Here is a 17,998-nt window from a genome sequence, read left to right as displayed (position 1 = left end):
CCCCCATTGGCCCTGCAAGCATCGGCGCGCTACGGAAGGCAAGTGATAATGCAAGACAGGACGACCCCGCCCCGGGAGATCCCGGAACGCCCAAGGCCTTCGGCCATCATCCGCGGAGCCGAGTTGCACGCCGGCTATCTGTCGCACGAGGAACAGTTGCGCATGGTCAAAGATCTGCGCGCGCTCGTGGCGGCGGCGCCGCTCTTTTCGCCCGTGACGCGCTGGGGCAAGGAGATGTCGGTGCGCATGACCTCGGCCGGCCGTTATGGCTGGTATTCCGACAGGCGCGGGTATCGCTATGTCGATCGCCACCCGGATGGCCGGGCGTGGCCAGCCATCCCTGACAGCGTGTTGGCCGTCTGGCGCGCGCTGGTCAGTCGCGAACGCGACCCGGATTGCTGTCTGGTCAATTTCTATGGTCCCGACGCGCGGATGGGCCTGCACCAGGACCGGGACGAGGCCGACTTTTCCTGGCCCGTCCTGTCGATCAGCCTGGGCGACGATGCGCGGTTCCGCATTGGCGGCACCCAACGCGGGGACCGGACCGAAAGCTTCTGGCTGCGTTCGGGCGATGTGCTGATCCTTGGTGGCGCGGCGCGGCTGGCCTACCATGGCATTGACCGGGTCGCGCCCGGCACATCGGCGCTGTTGCGCGAAGGCGGAAGGATCAACCTGACGCTGCGGGTGGTGGATTAGGCTGCGGGCCCGGCGGTCGCGGATCAGCGCGCCTTGCCCCAGCTGACCGAGGCGTGTTGCCGCGTGTACCATTCGCCCAGCAGGCCGATCGTGAACAGCGTGAAGCTGACCCAGATCGGATAGGACAGGGATGTCTTCATCGGTGTGTAGTTGAGAAACGCGTATCCACGTGCCTGGTCGATGATGTGAAACAGCGGGTTCCACGCGAACATGTAGAACATCGTGAAGCCAAGCTGGTTGGCCACGAACATCTTGCCCGAAAAGAACATGTTCATCCGCTTGTACACGGTACTCAGAATGCTCGTGAGGTTGGGAAACCACGGCTTCAGCGCCAGCAGGACCATCCCCACGGCGACACCGTTGGCCCAGGCCAGGATCATCACCCCCAGCGTGCCGATCGGATCGTCGATATCCACGCGCCCGAAGGCCAGATCATAGGCCAGCAGGATCAGGATGACCGACAGGATCTGGGTATAGAGCGAGGCAAGCGCCGCCGAGAAGATCGCGATCGCCGTGTTCATCGGCGCATGCAGCATCATCGCCGATGTCGGTCCCTCGGCGCCGGCAACCGCGCCGACCGTCTTGATGTTGATCATGAACACGAAGATGCCCGACAGCAGATAGACGATGAAATCGCCCCGCAGCGCCATGCTGCGCATGCCGAACAGGCTGAACATCAGGTAAAAGGCGGCCAGCATGATCAGCGTCTGCAGCACCGTCATCGCCAGCGCCATCAGCGCGTGGCGATGCCCCTTGCGTATCGTTCGCACGGTGTTGTGGTAAATCAGTTCGGCGATCTGCCACGCTGCCGCGCCGCGCGATCTGGGGGTTTCGGTCGAGAACATGCCTTCCCGTCGCTCCATTTCCGGCTGTTCTGGCGCCGGTTGGCCAATCATGAACGGCAAAGCTTGCCGTTTCCTTGCCGTCGCATCATAAGGTTGTCGTCCTGACCGATCAATCGCAGTCCGGGGAGCAGCAATTTTGGACCACGATCGCCTGTTTCATGTGATGCGCCGCCTTGCCCTGCAGGCGGGCGAGCGGATCATGCAGATCTACGACTCACCCGATTTCGAGGTGCGCGCCAAGGCCGACGCCAGCCCCGTGACCGAAGCCGACGAGGCTGCCGATGCGCTGATTTCCGAGGGACTTTCCGAGGCCTTCCCCTCGCTTCCGCTGGTGACAGAGGAACAGGCCGAAAGTCATGACCAGGATGTCTCGACCTTCCTGATCGTCGATCCTCTGGATGGTACCAAGGAATTCGTCCAGCGCCGAGGCGACTTCACGGTCAATATCGCCTATGTCGAAAACTGCCTGCCTGTTCGCGGCGTGGTCTATGCGCCTGCCAAGGGGCGGCTGTTCTATACACTGCCCGACGGTCGGTCGGTGGAAGAAAGGGGCCCGTTCGATCTGGATACCCCTGGCGAACAGGTGCCGATTTCCGTGTCGGTCCCCGACAACCGCGCGCTGATGGTGGTGGCATCCAAGTCGCACCGCGACCAGGCGACGGACGATTATATCGCGCGTTATGCCGTCAAGGACATGAAGAGCGCGGGCTCGAGCCTGAAATTCTGCCTGGTCGCCACGGGCGAGGCGGATCTTTATCCGCGGCTCGGCCGGACGATGGAATGGGATACGGCCGCTGGCGATGCGGTGCTGCGCGGCGCGGGCGGCGAGGTCGTTCGCTTTGATGACCACACGCCGCTGACCTATGGCAAGCCGGGTTTCGAGAACCCGTTCTTCATTGCCTATGCGCCGGGCGTCCTGCTGGTGAAGTGATGAGTGTTCTCATCGTCATCCCCGCGCGCCATGCGTCCAGCCGCTATCCAGGCAAGCCGCTTGTCGAACTGCGTGGCGCCGGGGGCGAGGCGCGCAGCCTGATCCGGCGCAGCTGGGAGGCCGCCCGCGCGGTGTCCGGTGTGGATCGGGTCGTCGTGGCCACCGATGACGCGCGGATCCGCGACCATGTCGCGGCATTTGGCGGCGAGGTCGTCATGACCAGCCCGGATTGCCGGAACGGAACCGAACGCTGTGCCGAGGCCCATGCGACGCTGGGCGGCGGTTACGATATCGTCGTCAACCTGCAGGGGGATGCGCCGCTGACCCCGCACTGGTTCGTCGAGGATCTGATCGCTGGATTGCGCGCCAATCCGCAGGCCGAACTGGCAACGCCGGTCCTGCGCTGCGACGGGCGCGCGCTGAACGGCTTTCTCGAGGACCGGCGCGCGGGCCGTGTCGGTGGCACGACCGCGGTGTTTGGCGCCGGCGGGCGGGCGTTGTATTTCTCGAAGGAAGTCATTCCCTTCACCGGCCGGACCTATGCGGACGACGCGCCGACGCCGGTCTTCCACCATGTCGGCGTCTATGCCTATCGGCCGGACGCGCTGGCAGCGTATCCATCGTGGCCCGTCGGGCCGCTGGAGGAGCTCGAGGGGCTGGAGCAGTTGCGTTTCCTCGAGCAGGGCCGCCATGTGCTGTGTGTCGAGGTCGAGTCCCGCGGCCGCGTCTTCTGGGAGCTGAACAACCCCGAAGACGTCCCCCGGATCGAATCCATGCTGGCCGAGATGGGGCTTGAATAGGGGATGAACCGGCCGGTGGATTTGCGACTCCATTTCGCCCATTTGGCGGTCTATGCTGTGTCGCGATACTTGTCCGGCCTGCTTTCGGGCGGATGTGAGGTTCAAATTCCGATGGGCCGGTTGGAAGCGGCCAGTTGACGTATTCGAGTAAAGGATTGCAAGTCGATGAAACGCAAGGTCACCAAGGCGGTCTTTCCCGTCGCGGGTCTGGGAACGCGGTTCCTGCCCGCGACCAAGTCGATCCCGAAGGAGATCATGACCCTGGTCGATCGCCCGCTGATCCAGTACGCCATCGACGAGGCGCGCGCGGCCGGCATCCGGGAATTCATCTTCGTGACCTCGCGCGGAAAGAGCGCGCTTGAAGATTATTTCGATCACGCCAACGAACTCGAGGCGCATCTCAAGCGCAACGGCAAGCAGGACCTTCTGGATGTCCTGCGCACGACGAACATGGAATCGGGGGCGATTGCCTATATCCGGCAGCACAAGGCGCTGGGCCTTGGCCATGCGGTGTGGTGCGCGCGGCGCCTGATCGGGAACGAGCCCTTTGCCGTGATCCTGCCCGACGATGTGATCGCGGCCGAAAAGCCCTGCCTGCAACAGATGGTCGAGGCGCATGGCGAGACCGGCGGTTGCATGGTGGCCGCGATGGAGGTCCCGCCGGAAAAGAGCCCGTCCTATGGCATCCTGGATGTCGAGAGCGACTCGGGCACGCTGGTTTCGGTCAAGGGCATGGTGGAAAAGCCCGCCGTCGAAGATGCGCCATCGAACCTCGCCGTGATCGGACGCTATATCCTGACACCCAGGGTGCTGCAGCACCTGAACCGCATCAAGAGCGGCGCGGGCGGCGAGATCCAGCTGACCGACGCGATTTCCGAGGAGATCCGCCGCGGCGGAAAGGTCTTTGGCCTGCGATTCGACGGTCAGCGGTTCGATTGCGGCTCCAAGGCCGGCTTCCTGCAGGCGACCGTGGCCTTCGGACTGGCCCGGCCCGAGCTGCGGGACGAGCTGATGAGCTTCCTCGTCGGCATTACCTCGATGCGCAACGCCGCAGAGTAGAGTCCGATGGTTGATCATGTCCTGGTTACCGGTGGCGCGGGTTATATCGGCTCGCATGCCTGCAAGGCGCTGGCGCGGGCCGGGTACGTGCCCGTGACCTTCGACAATCTCTCGACCGGATGGCGTGATGCCGTGCGCTTCGGGCCGCTGGAAGAGGGCGATCTGATGGACCGCGCCCGTCTGGACCAGGTCTTTGCCCGCTGGAAACCGGTTGCGGTGATGCATTTTGCAGCGCTCAGCCTTGTCGGCGACGCGATGCGTGACCCCGCGACCTATTGGCGCCAGAACGTGACCGGCGCACTGAACCTGATCGAGGCCGCGCTGGCGGCCGAGTGCCGCGACTTCGTCTTTTCCTCGACCTGTGCGACCTATGGCGATCAGGATGGCGTGCTGCTCGACGAGGATTCGGTCCAGCGGCCGCTCAATGCCTATGGCAAGTCGAAGCTGGCCATCGAACAGATGTTGGGCGATTTCGGCGCATCCCATGGCCTCAACAGCGTGATCTTCCGCTATTTCAACGTGGCCGGCGCCGATCTCGAGGCCGAGATCGGCGAATTCCACCGTCCCGAAACGCACCTGATCCCGTTGATCCTGGATGCGATCGACGGACGCCGACCCGCCCTGACGGTCTTTGGCACCGATTACCCGACGCGCGACGGAACCTGCGTGCGCGACTATGTCCACGTGTCCGACCTGATCGATGCCCATGTCGCCGGGCTCGGCTGGCTGCGCGAGGGGCGCGGCAGCCGCGTGTTCTGCCTGGGTACGGGCCAGGGCTTCACCGTGCGCGAGGTGATCGAACAGGCCAAGCTGGTCACGGGCCGAGACGTTCCGGTGACATACGGGCCGCGCCGGGCAGGCGACGCCGTCAGCCTTGTCTGCGGCTCCGAGCGCGCGGCGCGCGAGCTGGGCTGGAAGCCGGCGCGGTCCAATCTGGCCGCGATGATCGAGGATGCGTGGCGCTGGCATCAAGGACCGGGCTACAGCGCCTGAATTTCCAAGTGTTTACCACGGCAGCCGCAGGGCATATTGTGCCTTGGGGAAGAGGAACGCGATAGTGAACCGGCGGGTCGGCTGGCCCGTTCCGCCGCGGTGAAGGAGCATCTTGGGCATCTGGGATCGATACCGATTGCGGCTGAGGCGCAAGCGTCTGCGCTGGCGCGCGTTCCGCAGGCGCCGCGACCTGACCCCGCTTGCCGATCGGACCGGACGCATCCGCCCCGGCGACATTCTGCTGGCGACGACTTTGCGCAATGAAGCGCGGATCCTGCCATGGTTCCTGGACTATTATCGCAAGCTGGGGGTCGCGCATTTCCTGGTGGTCGACAACGGCTCGGATGATGGCTCGGTCGAGCTTCTGGCGCGGCAGGACGACGTGTCGCTGTGGCAGACCCGGTCCAGCTATCGCGAGGCGCGCTTCGGCATGGACTGGCTGAACTGGATCCTGATGCGCCACGCCACGGGCCATTGGGTTCTGACCGTCGATGCGGACGAGTTCTTGGTCTACCCCTTCTGTGACACGCGCCCGCTGCGTGCGCTGACCGACTGGCTGGACGATTGCCGGCTGCGCGCCTATCCGGCCATGCTGCTGGACATGTATCCCGACCGCCCCCTGGGAGATGTCGCGTACCAGCCGGGCGAGGATCCGTTCAGGACGGCCTGCTGGTTCGATGGCGGCAATTACATGATCTCTGTCAATCCGCTTTACCGGAACCTGTGGATCCAGGGCGGGCCGCGGGCGCGCGTGATGTTCCCGGATCGGCCGGAACAGGCCCCATCGCTGAACAAGATACCTCTGGTTCGCTGGCGCTGGCCCTATTGCTATGCCAGCTCGACGCATATGTTGCTGCCGTGCGGCCTGAACCTGACCTATGACGATTCGGGCGGCGAGAAGCCTTCGGGCTGCCTGTTGCACGCGAAGTTCGTGGCCGATTACGGCCGCAAGGTGACCGAAGAGCTTGAACGGGGCGAGCATTTCGCGGACAGCCGCGAATATCAGGCCTATGCCGATGCCCTGCACGACCGGCAGATGCTGTGGTGCGAATGGTCCCAGAAATATGTCGGCTGGCGCCAGCTGGAACTGATGGGCCTAATGTCCAAGGGCAGCTGGGCATGACTGCGACATGCGATGCGCGGCTGGGCTTCGTGATGTTGTGCCACACGGCACTCCACCGGGCGGCGCAGGTTGCGCGCCATCTGGCGCAGGCAGGCTGCCCGATCGTGATCCATGTAGATGCCCGCGTGCCCGCACCACGATTTTCGCGGCTGGTCGCAGAGCTGTCGGATCTGGACTGCGTCAGCTTTTCCCCGCGGCATGCGTGCGAATGGGGGTCGTTCGGTCTTGTCTCGGCGACACGATCGGCCGCGCGGCAGATGCTCGACCGTCACCCATCGGTGCGCCATGTCTATCTGTGCTCGGGGGCCTGCCTGCCGCTTCGTCCGGTTGCCGAGCTGATCGACTATCTCGATGCGCGACCCGATACCGACTTCATCGAGAGCGTCACGACGCCGGACGTGAACTGGACGGTCGGCGGGCTCGAGGCCGAGCGGTTTTCGCTGTACTTCCCCTTCAACTGGCGGTCGCAGCGAAAGCTGTTCGATCTGTCTGTCAGCCTGCAAAGAAGACTGGGCGTCCGCCGCCGCTTGCCGGACGGGATCGTGCCCCATCTGGGCAGCCAGTGGTGGTGCCTGACGCGCAGGACCTTGTCTGCGATCCTGGATGACCCCGATCGGACGCGGATCGACAGGTTTTTCCGCTGGGTCTGGATTCCCGATGAAAGCTATTTCCAGACCATGGCGCGGCGCTGGTCCGACAGGATCGAAAGCCGTTCGCTGACGCTGTCCAAGTTCGACGTCAACGGCCGGCCGCACATCTTCTATGACGACCACCTGCAGCTTCTTCGCAGGTCGGACTGCTTCTTTGCGCGCAAGATCTGGCCCGGCGCGGATCGGCTGTACCAGGCATTTCTTTCCGCTGACCCAAGCGGACGGACGCGCGCCGATCCGGATCCCGGGCGGATCGACAGGCTGTTTTCACGCGCGGTCGAACGTCGGATGCGCGGCCGACCGGGCCTGTACATGCAAAGCCGTTTTCCCAGACAGGACCATGAGAACGGCAAGACCGCCGGTCCATATTCGGTCTTTCACGGGTTCTCGGATCTGTTCGAGGATTTCGACAGCTGGCTGACAAAGGTTACGGGGCATCGTGTCCACGGCCACCTCTTTGCCCCCGGCCGGGCCGAGTTCGCCGGTGGCGCACGCATATTCAAGGGCTGTCTGAGCGATTCTGCCGCCTTGCGCGACTACAACCCGCGCGCCTTTCTGACCAACCTGATATGGAACAATCGTGGCGAACGTCAGTGTTTCCAGTTCAGCCCGCGCGACAATCAGGCCTGCAACTGGTTCATGGCCACGGATGCGAACGCGCAGATTTCGGTCATCACCGGTGCCTGGGTGATTCCGCTGATGCAGCGCGAGGATGATTTCGCCACGATCAAGGCCGAGGCGGCGCGTCTTCAACGCATCGAAAGCCACCATGTGGACATCTTGCGGTCGATGTATGTCAAGGCGCGGGTGCGCATCTGGTCGCTGGCAGACATGGTCGAAAACCCGATCGAACCCTTGCAGGAAATCCTGGACGAGATCCTGCCGCGCGGTTTTCCCGCCGTGACCGAAGTGCCGCGCATGGTCGATCTGGGGGGGCTGCCCGAATTCCTGCAACGGCTGAAGAATGCCGGGATGCAGCCAAAGCTGATCGGCGATTTCCCTGCCGTCCGCCCGCATCCGGTTGGCAGAACGTCCGATCGCCCCAGGATCGTGCAATAGGAAGGCCCAATGCAGCGCTTCGACTATTTCGTGATTCTCGCCGAGATGCGCACCGGTTCCAACCTGCTGGAGGCGACGCTGGAGCAGGTCGAGGACATCCATTGCCACGGCGAAGCCTTCAACCCGGATCATCTTGGAAGGCCGGGCGCCAGACGGCTTCTGGGCATGACCATGCCCGAGCGAATCAAGAACCCGCTTGCCCTGCTTGACCGGATCCGCAATGCGCCGGGCCTGAACGGGTTCCGGTTCTTCTTCGACCACGATCCCCGGGTCGTGGACAGCTTTCTGAACGATCCGCGCTGCGCAAAGATCGTGCTGACCCGCAACCCGGTGGATTCCTATGTCAGCCTGAAGATCGCCTATAACACCAATCGCTGGCGGCTGAGCGACGTGCGTGACCGGATCGAATGGAAACCACCCTTCAAGCCGGCCGAGTTCGAGGCCTTCCTGCGGGAACGGCAGGAATTCCAGCTGCGCGTTCTTCGGGCATTGCAGGTGACGGGACAGACGGCCTTTTACCTGGATTACGAAGACGCGCTGGAAGTCGACGTGATAAATGGCCTGCTGTCCTTTCTTGGGGTCGAGTCGCGTGTCGCTACGCTTGCGCCCGGAATGATCCGACAGAACCCCGAGCCGCCCGAAGACAAGGTCCGAAACCCCGGCGAGATGCGCGCCGCGCTGAAGGAAATCGACTGGGCCAATCTGTCGCGCACCCCGAATTTCGAACCGCGCCGGGGCCCCGGCGTGCCGCGTCACGTGGCGGCGCGCGGGGCGGGGCTGGTCTTCATGCCGATCCTGCCCAACTGCGATCGACCGCTGCGCGACTGGCTTGCAGGGCTGGGGGATGAACCCGGGCTTGTCGAAGGATTCTCGCAAAAGACCCTGCGGACCTGGCTGCGGCGCAATCCGCGTCACAGATTCTTCACCGTCCTGCGTCATCCCGTCACGCGCGCGAATGAATGCCTTGCCGCATTGCTGCGGCGCGACGATCTGGCCGACATCCGCGCGATCTTGCGGTCCCACCACGACGTGGCGCTGCCCGAAGAGGATGCGCGGGATGCGCCGATTGCGCCGGACGAATGGCGCGCGATGCTGCTGGCCTTCCTGCGCTTCGTGAAGGCCAACCTGAATGGCCAGACGGCCGTTCGTCAGGACCTGCTCTGGGCCAGCCAGATCGGCGTGATCCAGGGATTTTCGCAATTCGCCCCTCCCGATCTGGTCTGCCGAGAGGAGGAGCTGCACCGCAACCTTGCTCAGCTGGCGCGCAGTGTCGGCGTCAGGCCGGGCGAACCGCCTGCGGCTCTCGAGCAGCTGGCACCCCATCCCGCCAAGGCTGTGGCCGACGAAGAGATCGAGGACGCCGCCCGCGCAGCCTGGCCCAGGGATTACCTGGTCCTTGGCTTCGGCCGCTGGCGGCTTTAGCGGCCAGCGCAAATCGATCGGGCGCCGGCCTTGGCCGGCGCCCGTCCGATTTGGTTGGGGCAGCGATCAGGCAGCCTTGCTGGCCTGCGATTCGGTCATGATCGCATGCAGCGTTGCCGGTGCGTCATTGGCGCGCAGCTTGGCGCAGATGGCTTCGTCGCGCAGCGTGCGCGATACCGTTGCCAGGGCCTTGAGGTGCTCGACCCCCGAATCCTTCGGCGCGAACAGGCCAAAGATCAGATCGACCGGCTGGCGATCGATCGAGTCGAAATCCAGCGGTTTCTCGAGCTTGATGAACACACCCACGACACGATCGAGGTTTTCCAGCCGCGCATGCGGCAAGGCAACGCCATGCCCGACACCCGTCGGCCCAAGGCTTTCACGTTCCTGCAGGGCGTCCACGGCCTCTGCACTGTCGATGCCATAGACCGTGTGCGCCGTTTCGGCGAGCTCGTGAAAAAGCCGCTTCTTGCTGCTGGCCTGAGACAGGACCCGAACAGCCGCCGGGTCCAGGAAACTGGATATGTCCATCTGTCCTAACCGTTCATGCACCGTTCAACCGGTGCCCTATCTGTTGGCCGAGGTGTCGATCCAGCCAATGTTCCCATCTTCCCGGCGGTGGACGACACCCACGCCACCGGTCTTTTCGTCCCGAAACACAAGAAGCGGCGCCCCTGCCAGTTCCATCTGCATCACCGCCTCGCCGACCGAAAGCGAAGGAATCCGCGTTTCCGTCTCGGCGATGATGATGGGCTGCAAGTCCTCGGGCTCGGCCTCGGCCGCTTCTCCATTCGCGGCGAGCACATACATGGAGGCTTCGGCAAATTCAACCGGCTGTGCGCGTTCGCGGTGGTGGTCCCGCAGGCGACGCTTGTAGCGGCGCAGCTGCTTGTCCATCTTTTCGCGGCAATCCTCGAAAGCGGCATAGATCTCGGTCGCGCGGCCCTTGGCCGAGACGTTCAGCCCGGTGGACAGGTGCACCGTTGCCTCGCAGACGAAGTAATGCGCATCGCGCGAAAAGATCACGGTGCCATCCGTCGGACGCAGGGAATATTTCTCCAGCGTCTCGGTCAGTTCGCTCTTCACATGGGTCTGAAGCGCTTCGCCGATCTCGATTTGCCGGCCACTGATCTTGTATCGCATGACACCTCCTGTGAGTTTTGCACACCCGGTTCAGCGGCAGGGCCGCCGATGGGTATGCTTTACGGATTCTTTTGGTTTTTCAAATGCCTGCAGTCCGCCACAGCCCCGTTTGGGGTGCCTTTTGGGCGCCGTCGCCCGTGGGATGAGGGTATGCGCATGCATTTGCGATATTTGGCGACAGTTCGACGTGCCATGTCAACGCCTTCATTCTTCAACTGGGCGCGGATCGTCTCGTCCGCAAGGGGGGCGTCGGGGGATTCGGCGGCAATCAGCTGACGGATGCGCCGCTGGACATCGAATGCCGAAGGCGCCGGGCCGTTGCCGGTGTCGTTGCCCGGCACCGATCGGGAAAAGAAGGTTGCAAGCGCGAACACGCGTCCCTCGAACTCCAGGGCCTTGCCCGCGATCGCCCGTCCGACCGTCGATGGGTGCAGCGACAGGGCGGAGGCGACATCGCGTCGCGTCATCGGTTTGATGCGCTCGAACCCGCCGATGAAGAATTCGGCCTGCTCGTGCGCGATCAGCTCGCCGATCCGAATCAGCGTCGCCGATCGCGCCGAAAGCGCCGATGCGATTTCGACCGCCCGCCGGTGCAGGGCGACCAGATCGGCGTTCGATTGGGCCTCATCCGGCAGGCGCCGCACGCGAACCGCGGGCCACGCCTCGGCCACCGGCCGGACCGACAGCAGGCCGTCGGGGCTGCGCTGGATTGCGATTTCCGGGATCATCGGCAATGCGGGGTCGCCCTCGGCCTGCAGCGGCGCCGACGGCAGGGATCTCAGAAAATCGGCGATTCGCTCCAGTTCGCGCACCGGCAGGCCGGTGTCGCGGCGCAAGGCGGACCAGCGGCCTTCGGCCAGCTCGGTCAGCCGCTGGCAAAGCCGCTGCGCCAGATCCGGCGATATCCCGGTCTCGCGCAGCGATAGCGCCATGAATTCCTCGGCCGAGCGGGCGCCGATCCCGGTCGGCTCGCATGCCTGCAGGGCTGCCACCGCGCGATCAAGAACCGCATGCTCCAGGCCGAACCGTTCGGCGATCTCGTCAAGTTCCACATCCAGATAGCCGTCTTCGCGCAGCTCCTCGACCAGGAACAGGGCCACGGCTTCGGTGGTCCGGTCCAGGCCCTGCATCCGAATCTGATGGGCCAGGCTTTGCGCGATCGATTCCCCCGCGGCCGTCGTGGCAAGGGCGGCGTCGAGCGCGGCACCCGGAAGGCGACCGGGGCGAAAGGCCAGAAACGGGTTCGTTTCGGCCTCGTGGGCCAGGTCTTCGTGCAGATCGGGCAGGGGCAGGCGCAGCAGGGCAAGCGAGCGGCGCATTCCGGGGCTGAGCGCAAGCCGCGTCGTCAGGGTCTGCCGTGTCCGCGGGGCAAGGCTCATCCCCGGCCTCTGGCAGCGCCTCGGCGCGTGTCACGAAATGCGGAAGTTCTGGCCAAGATAGACGCGTCGGACATTGTCATCGCGCACGACCTCGTCTGCGGTGCCGCTCATCAGAACGCGGCCATCATGCAGGATATAGGCTCGATCGACGATTTCCAGCGTCTCGCGCACATTGTGGTCGGTGATCAGCACGCCGATGCCCCGCGATTTCAGATCGTGCACCAGATCGCGGATTTCGCTGACCGAGATCGGATCGACCCCGGCAAAGGGTTCGTCCAGCAACAGGTATTTCGGGTTCGAGGCCAGGCAGCGGGCAATCTCGACCCGCCTGCGTTCGCCGCCCGACAGCGCCAGCGCCGGAGCGCGGCGCAGATGGGTGATCGAGAAATCCGACAGCAGTTCCTCAAGCCGTTCGCGCCGCTTGTGGATGTCGCTTTCGACGATTTCAAGAATCGCCATGATGTTGTCTTCGACCGAAAGGCCTCGAAAGATCGACACTTCCTGCGGCAGATATCCGATGCCCAGCCGCGCCCGGCGATACATGGGCAGCAGCGTGACATCCATCCCGTCGATCAGCACCTGGCCGGCATCGGGGCGGATGAGCCCGGCGATGTTGTAAAAGCACGTCGTCTTGCCCGATCCGTTCGGGCCAAGCAGCGCCACGACCTCGCCGCGCGCCAGCTCGATCGAGACATCGCGGATGACCGGTCGGCGCCGATAGGACTTGCGCAGGTTGCGCACCGACAGTCCGGCGCCGCCATCCCTTGCGACCAGGTCGGGCAGGCCCGGCATCACTGCCCCCCCGGAACCAGGATGGTGCGCACGCGTCCCTCCATCCGGCCGGTGCCGGTGGCCAGATCGACGACCAGACGCTGACCCGCGATCGTGCTTTGCCCCTGGGTCAGCAGCACGTCGCCCACGAGCTCCACGGTCCCCCGCGCCACCTCATATGTGGCCTCGCGCGCTTCGGCCGCGTCTGCGCCGGCGGCCAGGGTGACCCCGCCGGAGGCGACCAGCCGCTCGATGCGGCTCTGGTCCCCCGTGGCATATTCCACGCGCAAAGTCTGCGCGGACAGGCGCATTGCGCCCTGCGAGACGATCACATTGCCGGAAAAGACCGCCGTGCCGGTGCCCTGATCGACGGTCAGGCTGTCGGCGGTGACCTCGACGGGCTGGCTGGTATCCGCCCGCAATCCGCCGAACGATATTGCCGTGCCCTGCGCATGCAACGCGCCCGCGATCCCCGTCAGGACGACAAGGGTCAAGGCAAGCGCGACGGCAAGGCGAGGGCGGGGCATGATCACTCCTGTTTACGAGGTTGGTATATCAGCTTCACCCCGTCGGTGAAGACCAGAAGATATGTCTCGCCTTCGCGCCGGATCTCCATTCTTCCTCCCGTCAGGGTGCCGAACGGGGCTTCGGCCTGGACCAATCCGTCCGAGACCAGCCGCGTGCGGTCCAGCGCGGCCTGAAGCGTCTGGGTGGTCAGCCGCCAGGCCGTGCTGGTCACGATCTCGACGCCTTCGGCCATGCGCAGGACCCTGTCGGCGCGGTCCATCAGGGCCTGCCCCGCCAGGATGGTGATGTGCCGTCCATCGGGAAGCGCGTAATCGGCCGCAACACCTTCGGCGCTGGCCTCGGACGGCGCTGACTGGCCGGCACCGCCACCGCCCGGCGCCCGCGCCAGATCGGCCGAGACGCGCAGGGCGGCGCCGTCCTTGGTCACGCCGGCATATTCGGGATTGCGCAGGCGCTGCTCGCGGATCAGCGCGGCCAGCTCCTCGGGCGAAACTGGTGGCGGGGTTCCGCGCTGCGGGCTGCGCGCCAGCAGGAACATCGAGGATAGAAGCGCCAGCGCCACCAGGGGCAGGGCGATCTTCAGCCAGAATACCAGCCGGGAATGCGGATTGTCCGGCCGTGCCATGGCGTTACACCACGCCCGCGCGCAGACAGTCGTGAATGTGCAGCAAGCCCTCGGGCCGGCCCGGTCCATCGGGCGAAACGACGAAAAGGCAGGTGATCCGTCGTTCGCGCATGATCGCGACAGCCGTCTCGGCAACCGCATCGGGCGCGACGGTGCGCGGATCGCGGGTCATCACTTCGGCCGCGCTGCGTTCCAGCAGGCCCTGCATGTGACGCCGAAGGTCGCCATCGGTGATGATCCCCACCAGCCGGCCCTCGGTATTGGTCACACCCACCACGCCAAAGCCCTTGCGGCTCATTTCGACCAGCGTGTCGGTCATCGGAGTGGCTTCGCCGACCAGCGGCAGCGCCTCGCCGACATGCATCAGATCGGCGACCTTCAATAGCCGCGCGCCCAGCTTGCCGCCCGGATGGAAGGTGCGGAAATGTTCGGGCGTGAAGCGGCGATGCTCCATCAGCGCCACGGCGATCGCGTCGCCCAGGGCAAGCGTCATCGTGGTCGAGGTCGTGGGTACGATCCCCTGGCCACAAGCCTCTTCGGCGCGCGGCAGGACGATTGCCACGTCGGATTGCCGCAGAAGGGTCGATTCGGGCCGGCTGGCGACGCCGATCAGCGGGATCGAGAAGCGCCGCGTATGGGCGATGATGTCGGACAGTTCGGGCGTCTCGCCCGAATTGGACAGGACCAGCGCCACGTCCGATTCGGTCACCATGCCCAAATCGCCATGGCTGGCCTCGGCCGGATGCACGAACTGCGCGGGCGTGCCGGTCGAAGCAAGCGTCGCCGCGATCTTGCGCCCGACATGTCCCGACTTGCCCATGCCCGAGACGATCACGCGGCCCCGCGCCTTCAGGATCAGGTCGATCGCGGCCGAGAAGCTGTCGCCAAGGCTGTCGGCCAGAGCCGCCAGGCCGCGCGCCTCGATCTCGATCACCCGGCGCGCGGTGGCAAGGAACCTTTCGCGGTCGCCAGAGGGCTCAGTGCATGAAGATGTCACGGGCATCATCCCATCCCAGAAGATCCAGGGTCGCACGCGTCGGCAGGAAGTCGAAGCAGGCCTGCGCAAGCCCGGTGCGACCTTCACGCTCCAGGCGGGCATCCAGCTCGGCCTTCAGGCGGTGCAGATACAGCACGTCCGACGCGGCATAGTCGATCTGGGCCTCGCTCAGCGTCTCGGCGCCCCAGTCCGACATCTGCTGCTGTTTCGAGATGTCGATTCCCAACAGCTCCTGCAGCAGGAATTTCAGCCCGTGCCGGTCCGTATAGGTGCGCACGAGCTTCGAGGCGATCTTGGTGCAATAGACCGGGGCAGTCGTCACGCCAAAGGCGTTCTTCAGCGCGGCGATGTCGAACCGCGCGAAGTGAAACAGCTTCAGCACGCCGGGATCGGTCAGCAGACGCTCGAGATTCGGGGCGCGGGTCTGGCCGCGCGCGATCTGGACCAGATGCGCCTCGCCATTGCCCGAGGACAGCTGTACGACGCAAAGCCGGTCGCGGCGTGGGTCCAGACCCATGGTTTCGGTGTCGATCGCGACGACCGGCCCAAGATCAAGCCCGTCAGGCAGGTCGCCGATATGCAGGTGATGTGCCATCCATGGCCCCCTTGTCAGATCAGGGGCGCAATAGCGCGTCAGCGCCGGGCGCGCAACATGCCGTCATTTGGGGAAACAGTGGTGAGCCCGACAGGATTCGAACCTGTGACCCACTGATTAAAAGTCAGTTGCTCTACCAACTGAGCTACGGGCCCGCCACGGGCGCCTCTTTATGAATCCACGGCGGGGTGGTCAAGGCCAAAATCGGTCTCTCTGGCAAATTTCCGATCCGGGGCGTATATGGCGCGCATGACAGACGCAGGACACAGCCCCGGCCTGACCTTTCGCAAGATGCATGGCGCGGGGAACGACTTTGTTATCATCGACTCGCGTGGGCGCGGCAGCGTGGTCACGACCGGGCTTGCGCGTGCGCTGGGCGACCGCCATCGCGGCGTGGGCTTCGACCAGCTGGCCGAGATCCTGGATGCCGCGGACGCCGATTACGCGCTGGAGTTCTGGAATTCCGACGGCTCGCGCGCGGGGGCTTGCGGCAATGCCTCGCGCTGCGTGGCCGACATGATCCTGCGCGAGACAGGCGCGGGGCAGGTGTGCTTTGTCACCGAGCGTGGCGAATTGTCCGCGCGCCGCCGCGTGGATGGTCTGGTCGAGGTCAATATGGGCGACCCGATCCTCGACTGGCGCAAGGTGCCCCTGTCGCACGAGGTCGATCTGCTGCATCTGCCGATCGCTGGCGACCCCGCCGCCATCGGCATGGGCAATCCGCATTGCGTCTTCTTTGTCGAGGATGCGGACGCGATCGATCCTGCCGATGAGGGTCCCGGGATCGAGCGCCACCCGCTGTTTCCTCAGGCCACCAATGTGGAATTCGCCAGCCTTCTTGGCCCGAACCATCTGCGCATGCGCGTGTGGGAACGTGGCACCGGGATCACCCTGGCCTGCGGATCGGGGGCCTGTGCCACGGCGGTCGCGGCGCATCTGCGCGGTCTGACAGGACGGCGCGTGGTGCTGGACCTCGACGGTGGGCGGCTCGAGATCGACTGGCGCGATGATGGCGTCTGGATGGCCGGGCCCACCGCCCATGTCTTTGACGGCCGGCTGACGGCCGAATTCATGGAGCAGGTGGAATGAGCGCGCCGATCTTCTCGACCCTTGGTTGCCGCCTGAACGCCTATGAAACCGAGGCGATGAAGGAACTGGCCCAGCAGGCCGGGCTGGATGGCGCGGTCGTGGTCAATACCTGCGCCGTCACCGCCGAGGCCGTGCGCAAGGCCAAGCAGGAGATTCGCCGGCTTGCCCGCGAGAATCCCGGCGTTCCGGTCATCGTCACCGGCTGTGCGGCCCAGACCGAGCCCGACACCTTTGCCGCCATGCCCGAGGTGACCCGCGTCGTCGGCAATGCCGAAAAGATGCGGCCCGAAACATGGAACACGCTTTCGGCTCCCGATCTGATCGGCCAGACCGAGAAGATCATGGTCGACGACATCATGTCGGTGAAGGAAACCGCCGGTCACCTGATCGACGGGTTCGGCCGGCACCGGGCCTATGTGCAGGTCCAGAACGGCTGCGATCACCGCTGCACCTTCTGCATCATTCCGTATGGTCGTGGCAATTCCCGTTCGGTTCCCGCCGGCGTGGTGGTCGAGCAGATCCGGCGGCTGGTCGATCGCGGCTTTCAGGAAGTCGTGCTGACCGGCGTGGACCTGACCAGCTGGGGCGCGGATCTGCCCGGAAGCCCGCGCCTGGGCGATCTGGTCATGCGCATCCTGCGGCTTGTGCCGGATCTGGCGCGCCTGCGCATTTCCTCGATCGACTCGATCGAGGCCGACGAAAACCTGATGCTGGCCATCGCCACCGAACCGCGCCTGATGCCGCACCTGCACCTGTCGCTGCAGCATGGCGACGACCTGATCCTGAAGCGGATGAAGCGCCGCCATCTGCGCGACGACGCGATCCGTTTCTGCGAGGAGGCGCGGCGGTTGCGCCCCGACATCGTCTTTGGCGCCGACATCATCGCGGGCTTTCCCACCGAAACCGAGGCGATGTTCGAAAACTCCCTGCGGCTGGTCGAGGAATGCGGCCTGATCTTCCTGCATGTCTTCCCCTTCAGCCCGCGCAAGGGAACACCCGCAGCGCGGATGCCGCAGGTCGCCAAGGCGCTGATCCGCGAACGCGCCGCGCGGCTGCGCGCCGCGGGGCAGGCGGCGCTTCAGCGTCACCTGGACGCACAGATCGGCCGTACCCATCGCATTCTGACCGAGGGGCCGCGAATCGGGCGTACCGAACAGTTCACCGAGGTTGCCTTCGCCAGCGACCAGCCCGAAGGCGCGATCGTCACCGCCACGATCGGTGGCCATGACGGCGCGCGCCTGACGGTCTGAAGCCCCGGCGCAGCCCGACCGCTGGTGCAGGCGCGTCACATTG

19 protein-coding genes and 1 tRNA gene are annotated in these 17,998 nt (G+C 65.0%); 10 read left to right on the top strand and 10 right to left on the bottom strand.

Annotated features, from left to right (window positions below):
• The first annotated feature begins 48 nt into the window (after positions 1-48).
• A complete protein-coding gene (locus tag LV82_RS02275) occupies positions 49-696 on the top strand; it encodes an alpha-ketoglutarate-dependent dioxygenase AlkB family protein (protein ID WP_104069059.1) in 648 nt (215 codons plus the stop codon).
• A gap of 23 nt (positions 697-719) precedes the next feature.
• On the opposite strand, the gene LV82_RS02270 is transcribed toward LV82_RS02275, so the two are convergent.
• Positions 720-1,559: an ABC transporter permease gene (locus LV82_RS02270; RefSeq protein ID WP_342750170.1), complete on the bottom strand. Its 840-nt coding sequence runs from the start codon at positions 1,557-1,559 to the stop codon at positions 720-722.
• A 118-nt stretch (positions 1,560-1,677) separates the two neighbouring features.
• Between LV82_RS02270 and cysQ the strand changes: the two genes are divergently transcribed.
• The 7 genes from cysQ to LV82_RS02235 all read left to right on the top strand — a co-directional run bounded on the left by cysQ (position 1,678) and on the right by LV82_RS02235 (position 9,578).
• Positions 1,678-2,472, top strand: a complete 795-nt coding sequence (cysQ, locus tag LV82_RS02265; protein WP_104069058.1) for a 3'(2'),5'-bisphosphate nucleotidase CysQ — start codon at positions 1,678-1,680, stop codon at positions 2,470-2,472.
• Positions 2,472-3,272 carry a 3-deoxy-manno-octulosonate cytidylyltransferase gene (locus tag LV82_RS02260; RefSeq protein WP_104069057.1) on the top strand — a complete coding sequence of 267 codons (801 nt, stop codon included), beginning with the start codon at positions 2,472-2,474 and terminating at the stop codon, positions 3,270-3,272. The genes cysQ and LV82_RS02260 overlap by 1 nt, the downstream gene beginning before the upstream one ends.
• A 165-nt stretch (positions 3,273-3,437) precedes the next feature.
• Positions 3,438-4,331 carry a UTP--glucose-1-phosphate uridylyltransferase GalU gene (gene galU / locus LV82_RS02255; protein ID WP_104069056.1) on the top strand — a complete coding sequence of 298 codons (894 nt, stop codon included), beginning with the start codon at positions 3,438-3,440 and terminating at the stop codon, positions 4,329-4,331.
• A 6-nt stretch (positions 4,332-4,337) separates the two neighbouring features.
• Positions 4,338-5,324 carry a UDP-glucose 4-epimerase GalE gene (gene galE, locus LV82_RS02250; RefSeq protein WP_104069055.1) on the top strand — a complete coding sequence of 329 codons (987 nt, stop codon included), beginning with the start codon at positions 4,338-4,340 and terminating at the stop codon, positions 5,322-5,324.
• A gap of 112 nt (positions 5,325-5,436) precedes the next feature.
• Positions 5,437-6,447, top strand: a complete 1,011-nt coding sequence (locus LV82_RS02245) for a glycosyltransferase family 2 protein (RefSeq protein WP_245873039.1) — start codon at positions 5,437-5,439, stop codon at positions 6,445-6,447.
• Positions 6,444-8,156, top strand: a complete 1,713-nt coding sequence (locus LV82_RS02240) for a DUF5927 domain-containing protein (protein ID WP_245873038.1) — start codon at positions 6,444-6,446, stop codon at positions 8,154-8,156. Before LV82_RS02245 ends, LV82_RS02240 begins: the two co-directional genes overlap by 4 nt.
• A 9-nt stretch (positions 8,157-8,165) precedes the next feature.
• The gene (locus LV82_RS02235; RefSeq protein WP_104069053.1) at positions 8,166-9,578 is read left to right on the top strand and encodes a nodulation protein NodH; all 1,413 of its coding nucleotides are present in this window, start codon (positions 8,166-8,168) and stop codon (positions 9,576-9,578) included.
• 66 nt (positions 9,579-9,644) lie between these two features.
• Here the strand turns inward: LV82_RS02235 and LV82_RS02230 are convergent, their stop codons facing one another.
• The 9 genes from LV82_RS02230 to LV82_RS02190 form a co-directional block, all read right to left on the bottom strand.
• Positions 9,645-10,109 carry a PTS sugar transporter subunit IIA gene (locus LV82_RS02230; protein ID WP_104069052.1) on the bottom strand — a complete coding sequence of 155 codons (465 nt, stop codon included), beginning with the start codon at positions 10,107-10,109 and terminating at the stop codon, positions 9,645-9,647.
• A gap of 36 nt (positions 10,110-10,145) precedes the next feature.
• A complete protein-coding gene (hpf, locus tag LV82_RS02225) occupies positions 10,146-10,721 on the bottom strand; it encodes a ribosome hibernation-promoting factor, HPF/YfiA family (protein WP_104069051.1) in 576 nt (191 codons plus the stop codon).
• Positions 10,722-10,780: 59 nt separating this feature from the next.
• On the bottom strand, positions 10,781-12,100 hold the full coding sequence (locus tag LV82_RS02220; RefSeq protein WP_104069050.1) for an RNA polymerase factor sigma-54: 1,320 nt from the start codon (positions 12,098-12,100) through the stop codon (positions 10,781-10,783).
• 30 nt (positions 12,101-12,130) lie between these two features.
• Entirely contained in the window at positions 12,131-12,892 is a 762-nt protein-coding gene (gene lptB, locus LV82_RS02215; RefSeq protein ID WP_104069049.1) for an LPS export ABC transporter ATP-binding protein, read from the bottom strand.
• Positions 12,892-13,398, bottom strand: a complete 507-nt coding sequence (lptA, locus tag LV82_RS02210; protein WP_104069048.1) for a lipopolysaccharide transport periplasmic protein LptA — start codon at positions 13,396-13,398, stop codon at positions 12,892-12,894. Before lptA ends, lptB begins: the two co-directional genes overlap by 1 nt.
• Before the next feature lie 2 nt (positions 13,399-13,400).
• Positions 13,401-14,024 carry an LPS export ABC transporter periplasmic protein LptC gene (locus LV82_RS02205; protein ID WP_104069047.1) on the bottom strand — a complete coding sequence of 208 codons (624 nt, stop codon included), beginning with the start codon at positions 14,022-14,024 and terminating at the stop codon, positions 13,401-13,403.
• 4 nt (positions 14,025-14,028) lie between these two features.
• Entirely contained in the window at positions 14,029-15,021 is a 993-nt protein-coding gene (locus tag LV82_RS02200) for a KpsF/GutQ family sugar-phosphate isomerase (protein WP_245873037.1), read from the bottom strand.
• Entirely contained in the window at positions 15,002-15,616 is a 615-nt protein-coding gene (locus tag LV82_RS02195) for a ribonuclease D (protein WP_104069046.1), read from the bottom strand. Before LV82_RS02195 ends, LV82_RS02200 begins: the two co-directional genes overlap by 20 nt.
• A 79-nt stretch (positions 15,617-15,695) precedes the next feature.
• Positions 15,696-15,771 (bottom strand) — tRNA-Lys (locus LV82_RS02190).
• Positions 15,772-15,865: 94 nt separating this feature from the next.
• Between LV82_RS02190 and dapF the strand changes: the two genes are divergently transcribed.
• A complete protein-coding gene (dapF, locus tag LV82_RS02185) occupies positions 15,866-16,705 on the top strand; it encodes a diaminopimelate epimerase (RefSeq protein ID WP_104069297.1) in 840 nt (279 codons plus the stop codon).
• Positions 16,702-17,955, top strand: a complete 1,254-nt coding sequence (gene mtaB / locus LV82_RS02180) for a tRNA (N(6)-L-threonylcarbamoyladenosine(37)-C(2))-methylthiotransferase MtaB (protein WP_104069045.1) — start codon at positions 16,702-16,704, stop codon at positions 17,953-17,955. Before dapF ends, mtaB begins: the two co-directional genes overlap by 4 nt.
• Positions 17,956-17,998: the final 43 nt, after the last annotated feature.

The organism is Albidovulum inexpectatum (genome assembly GCF_002927635.1).
Classification (GTDB): Bacteria; Pseudomonadota; Alphaproteobacteria; order Rhodobacterales; family Rhodobacteraceae; genus Albidovulum; species Albidovulum inexpectatum.
The sequence above is the reverse complement of the archived record's forward strand: the minus strand, read 5'-3'. Positions and strand labels throughout refer to the sequence as shown.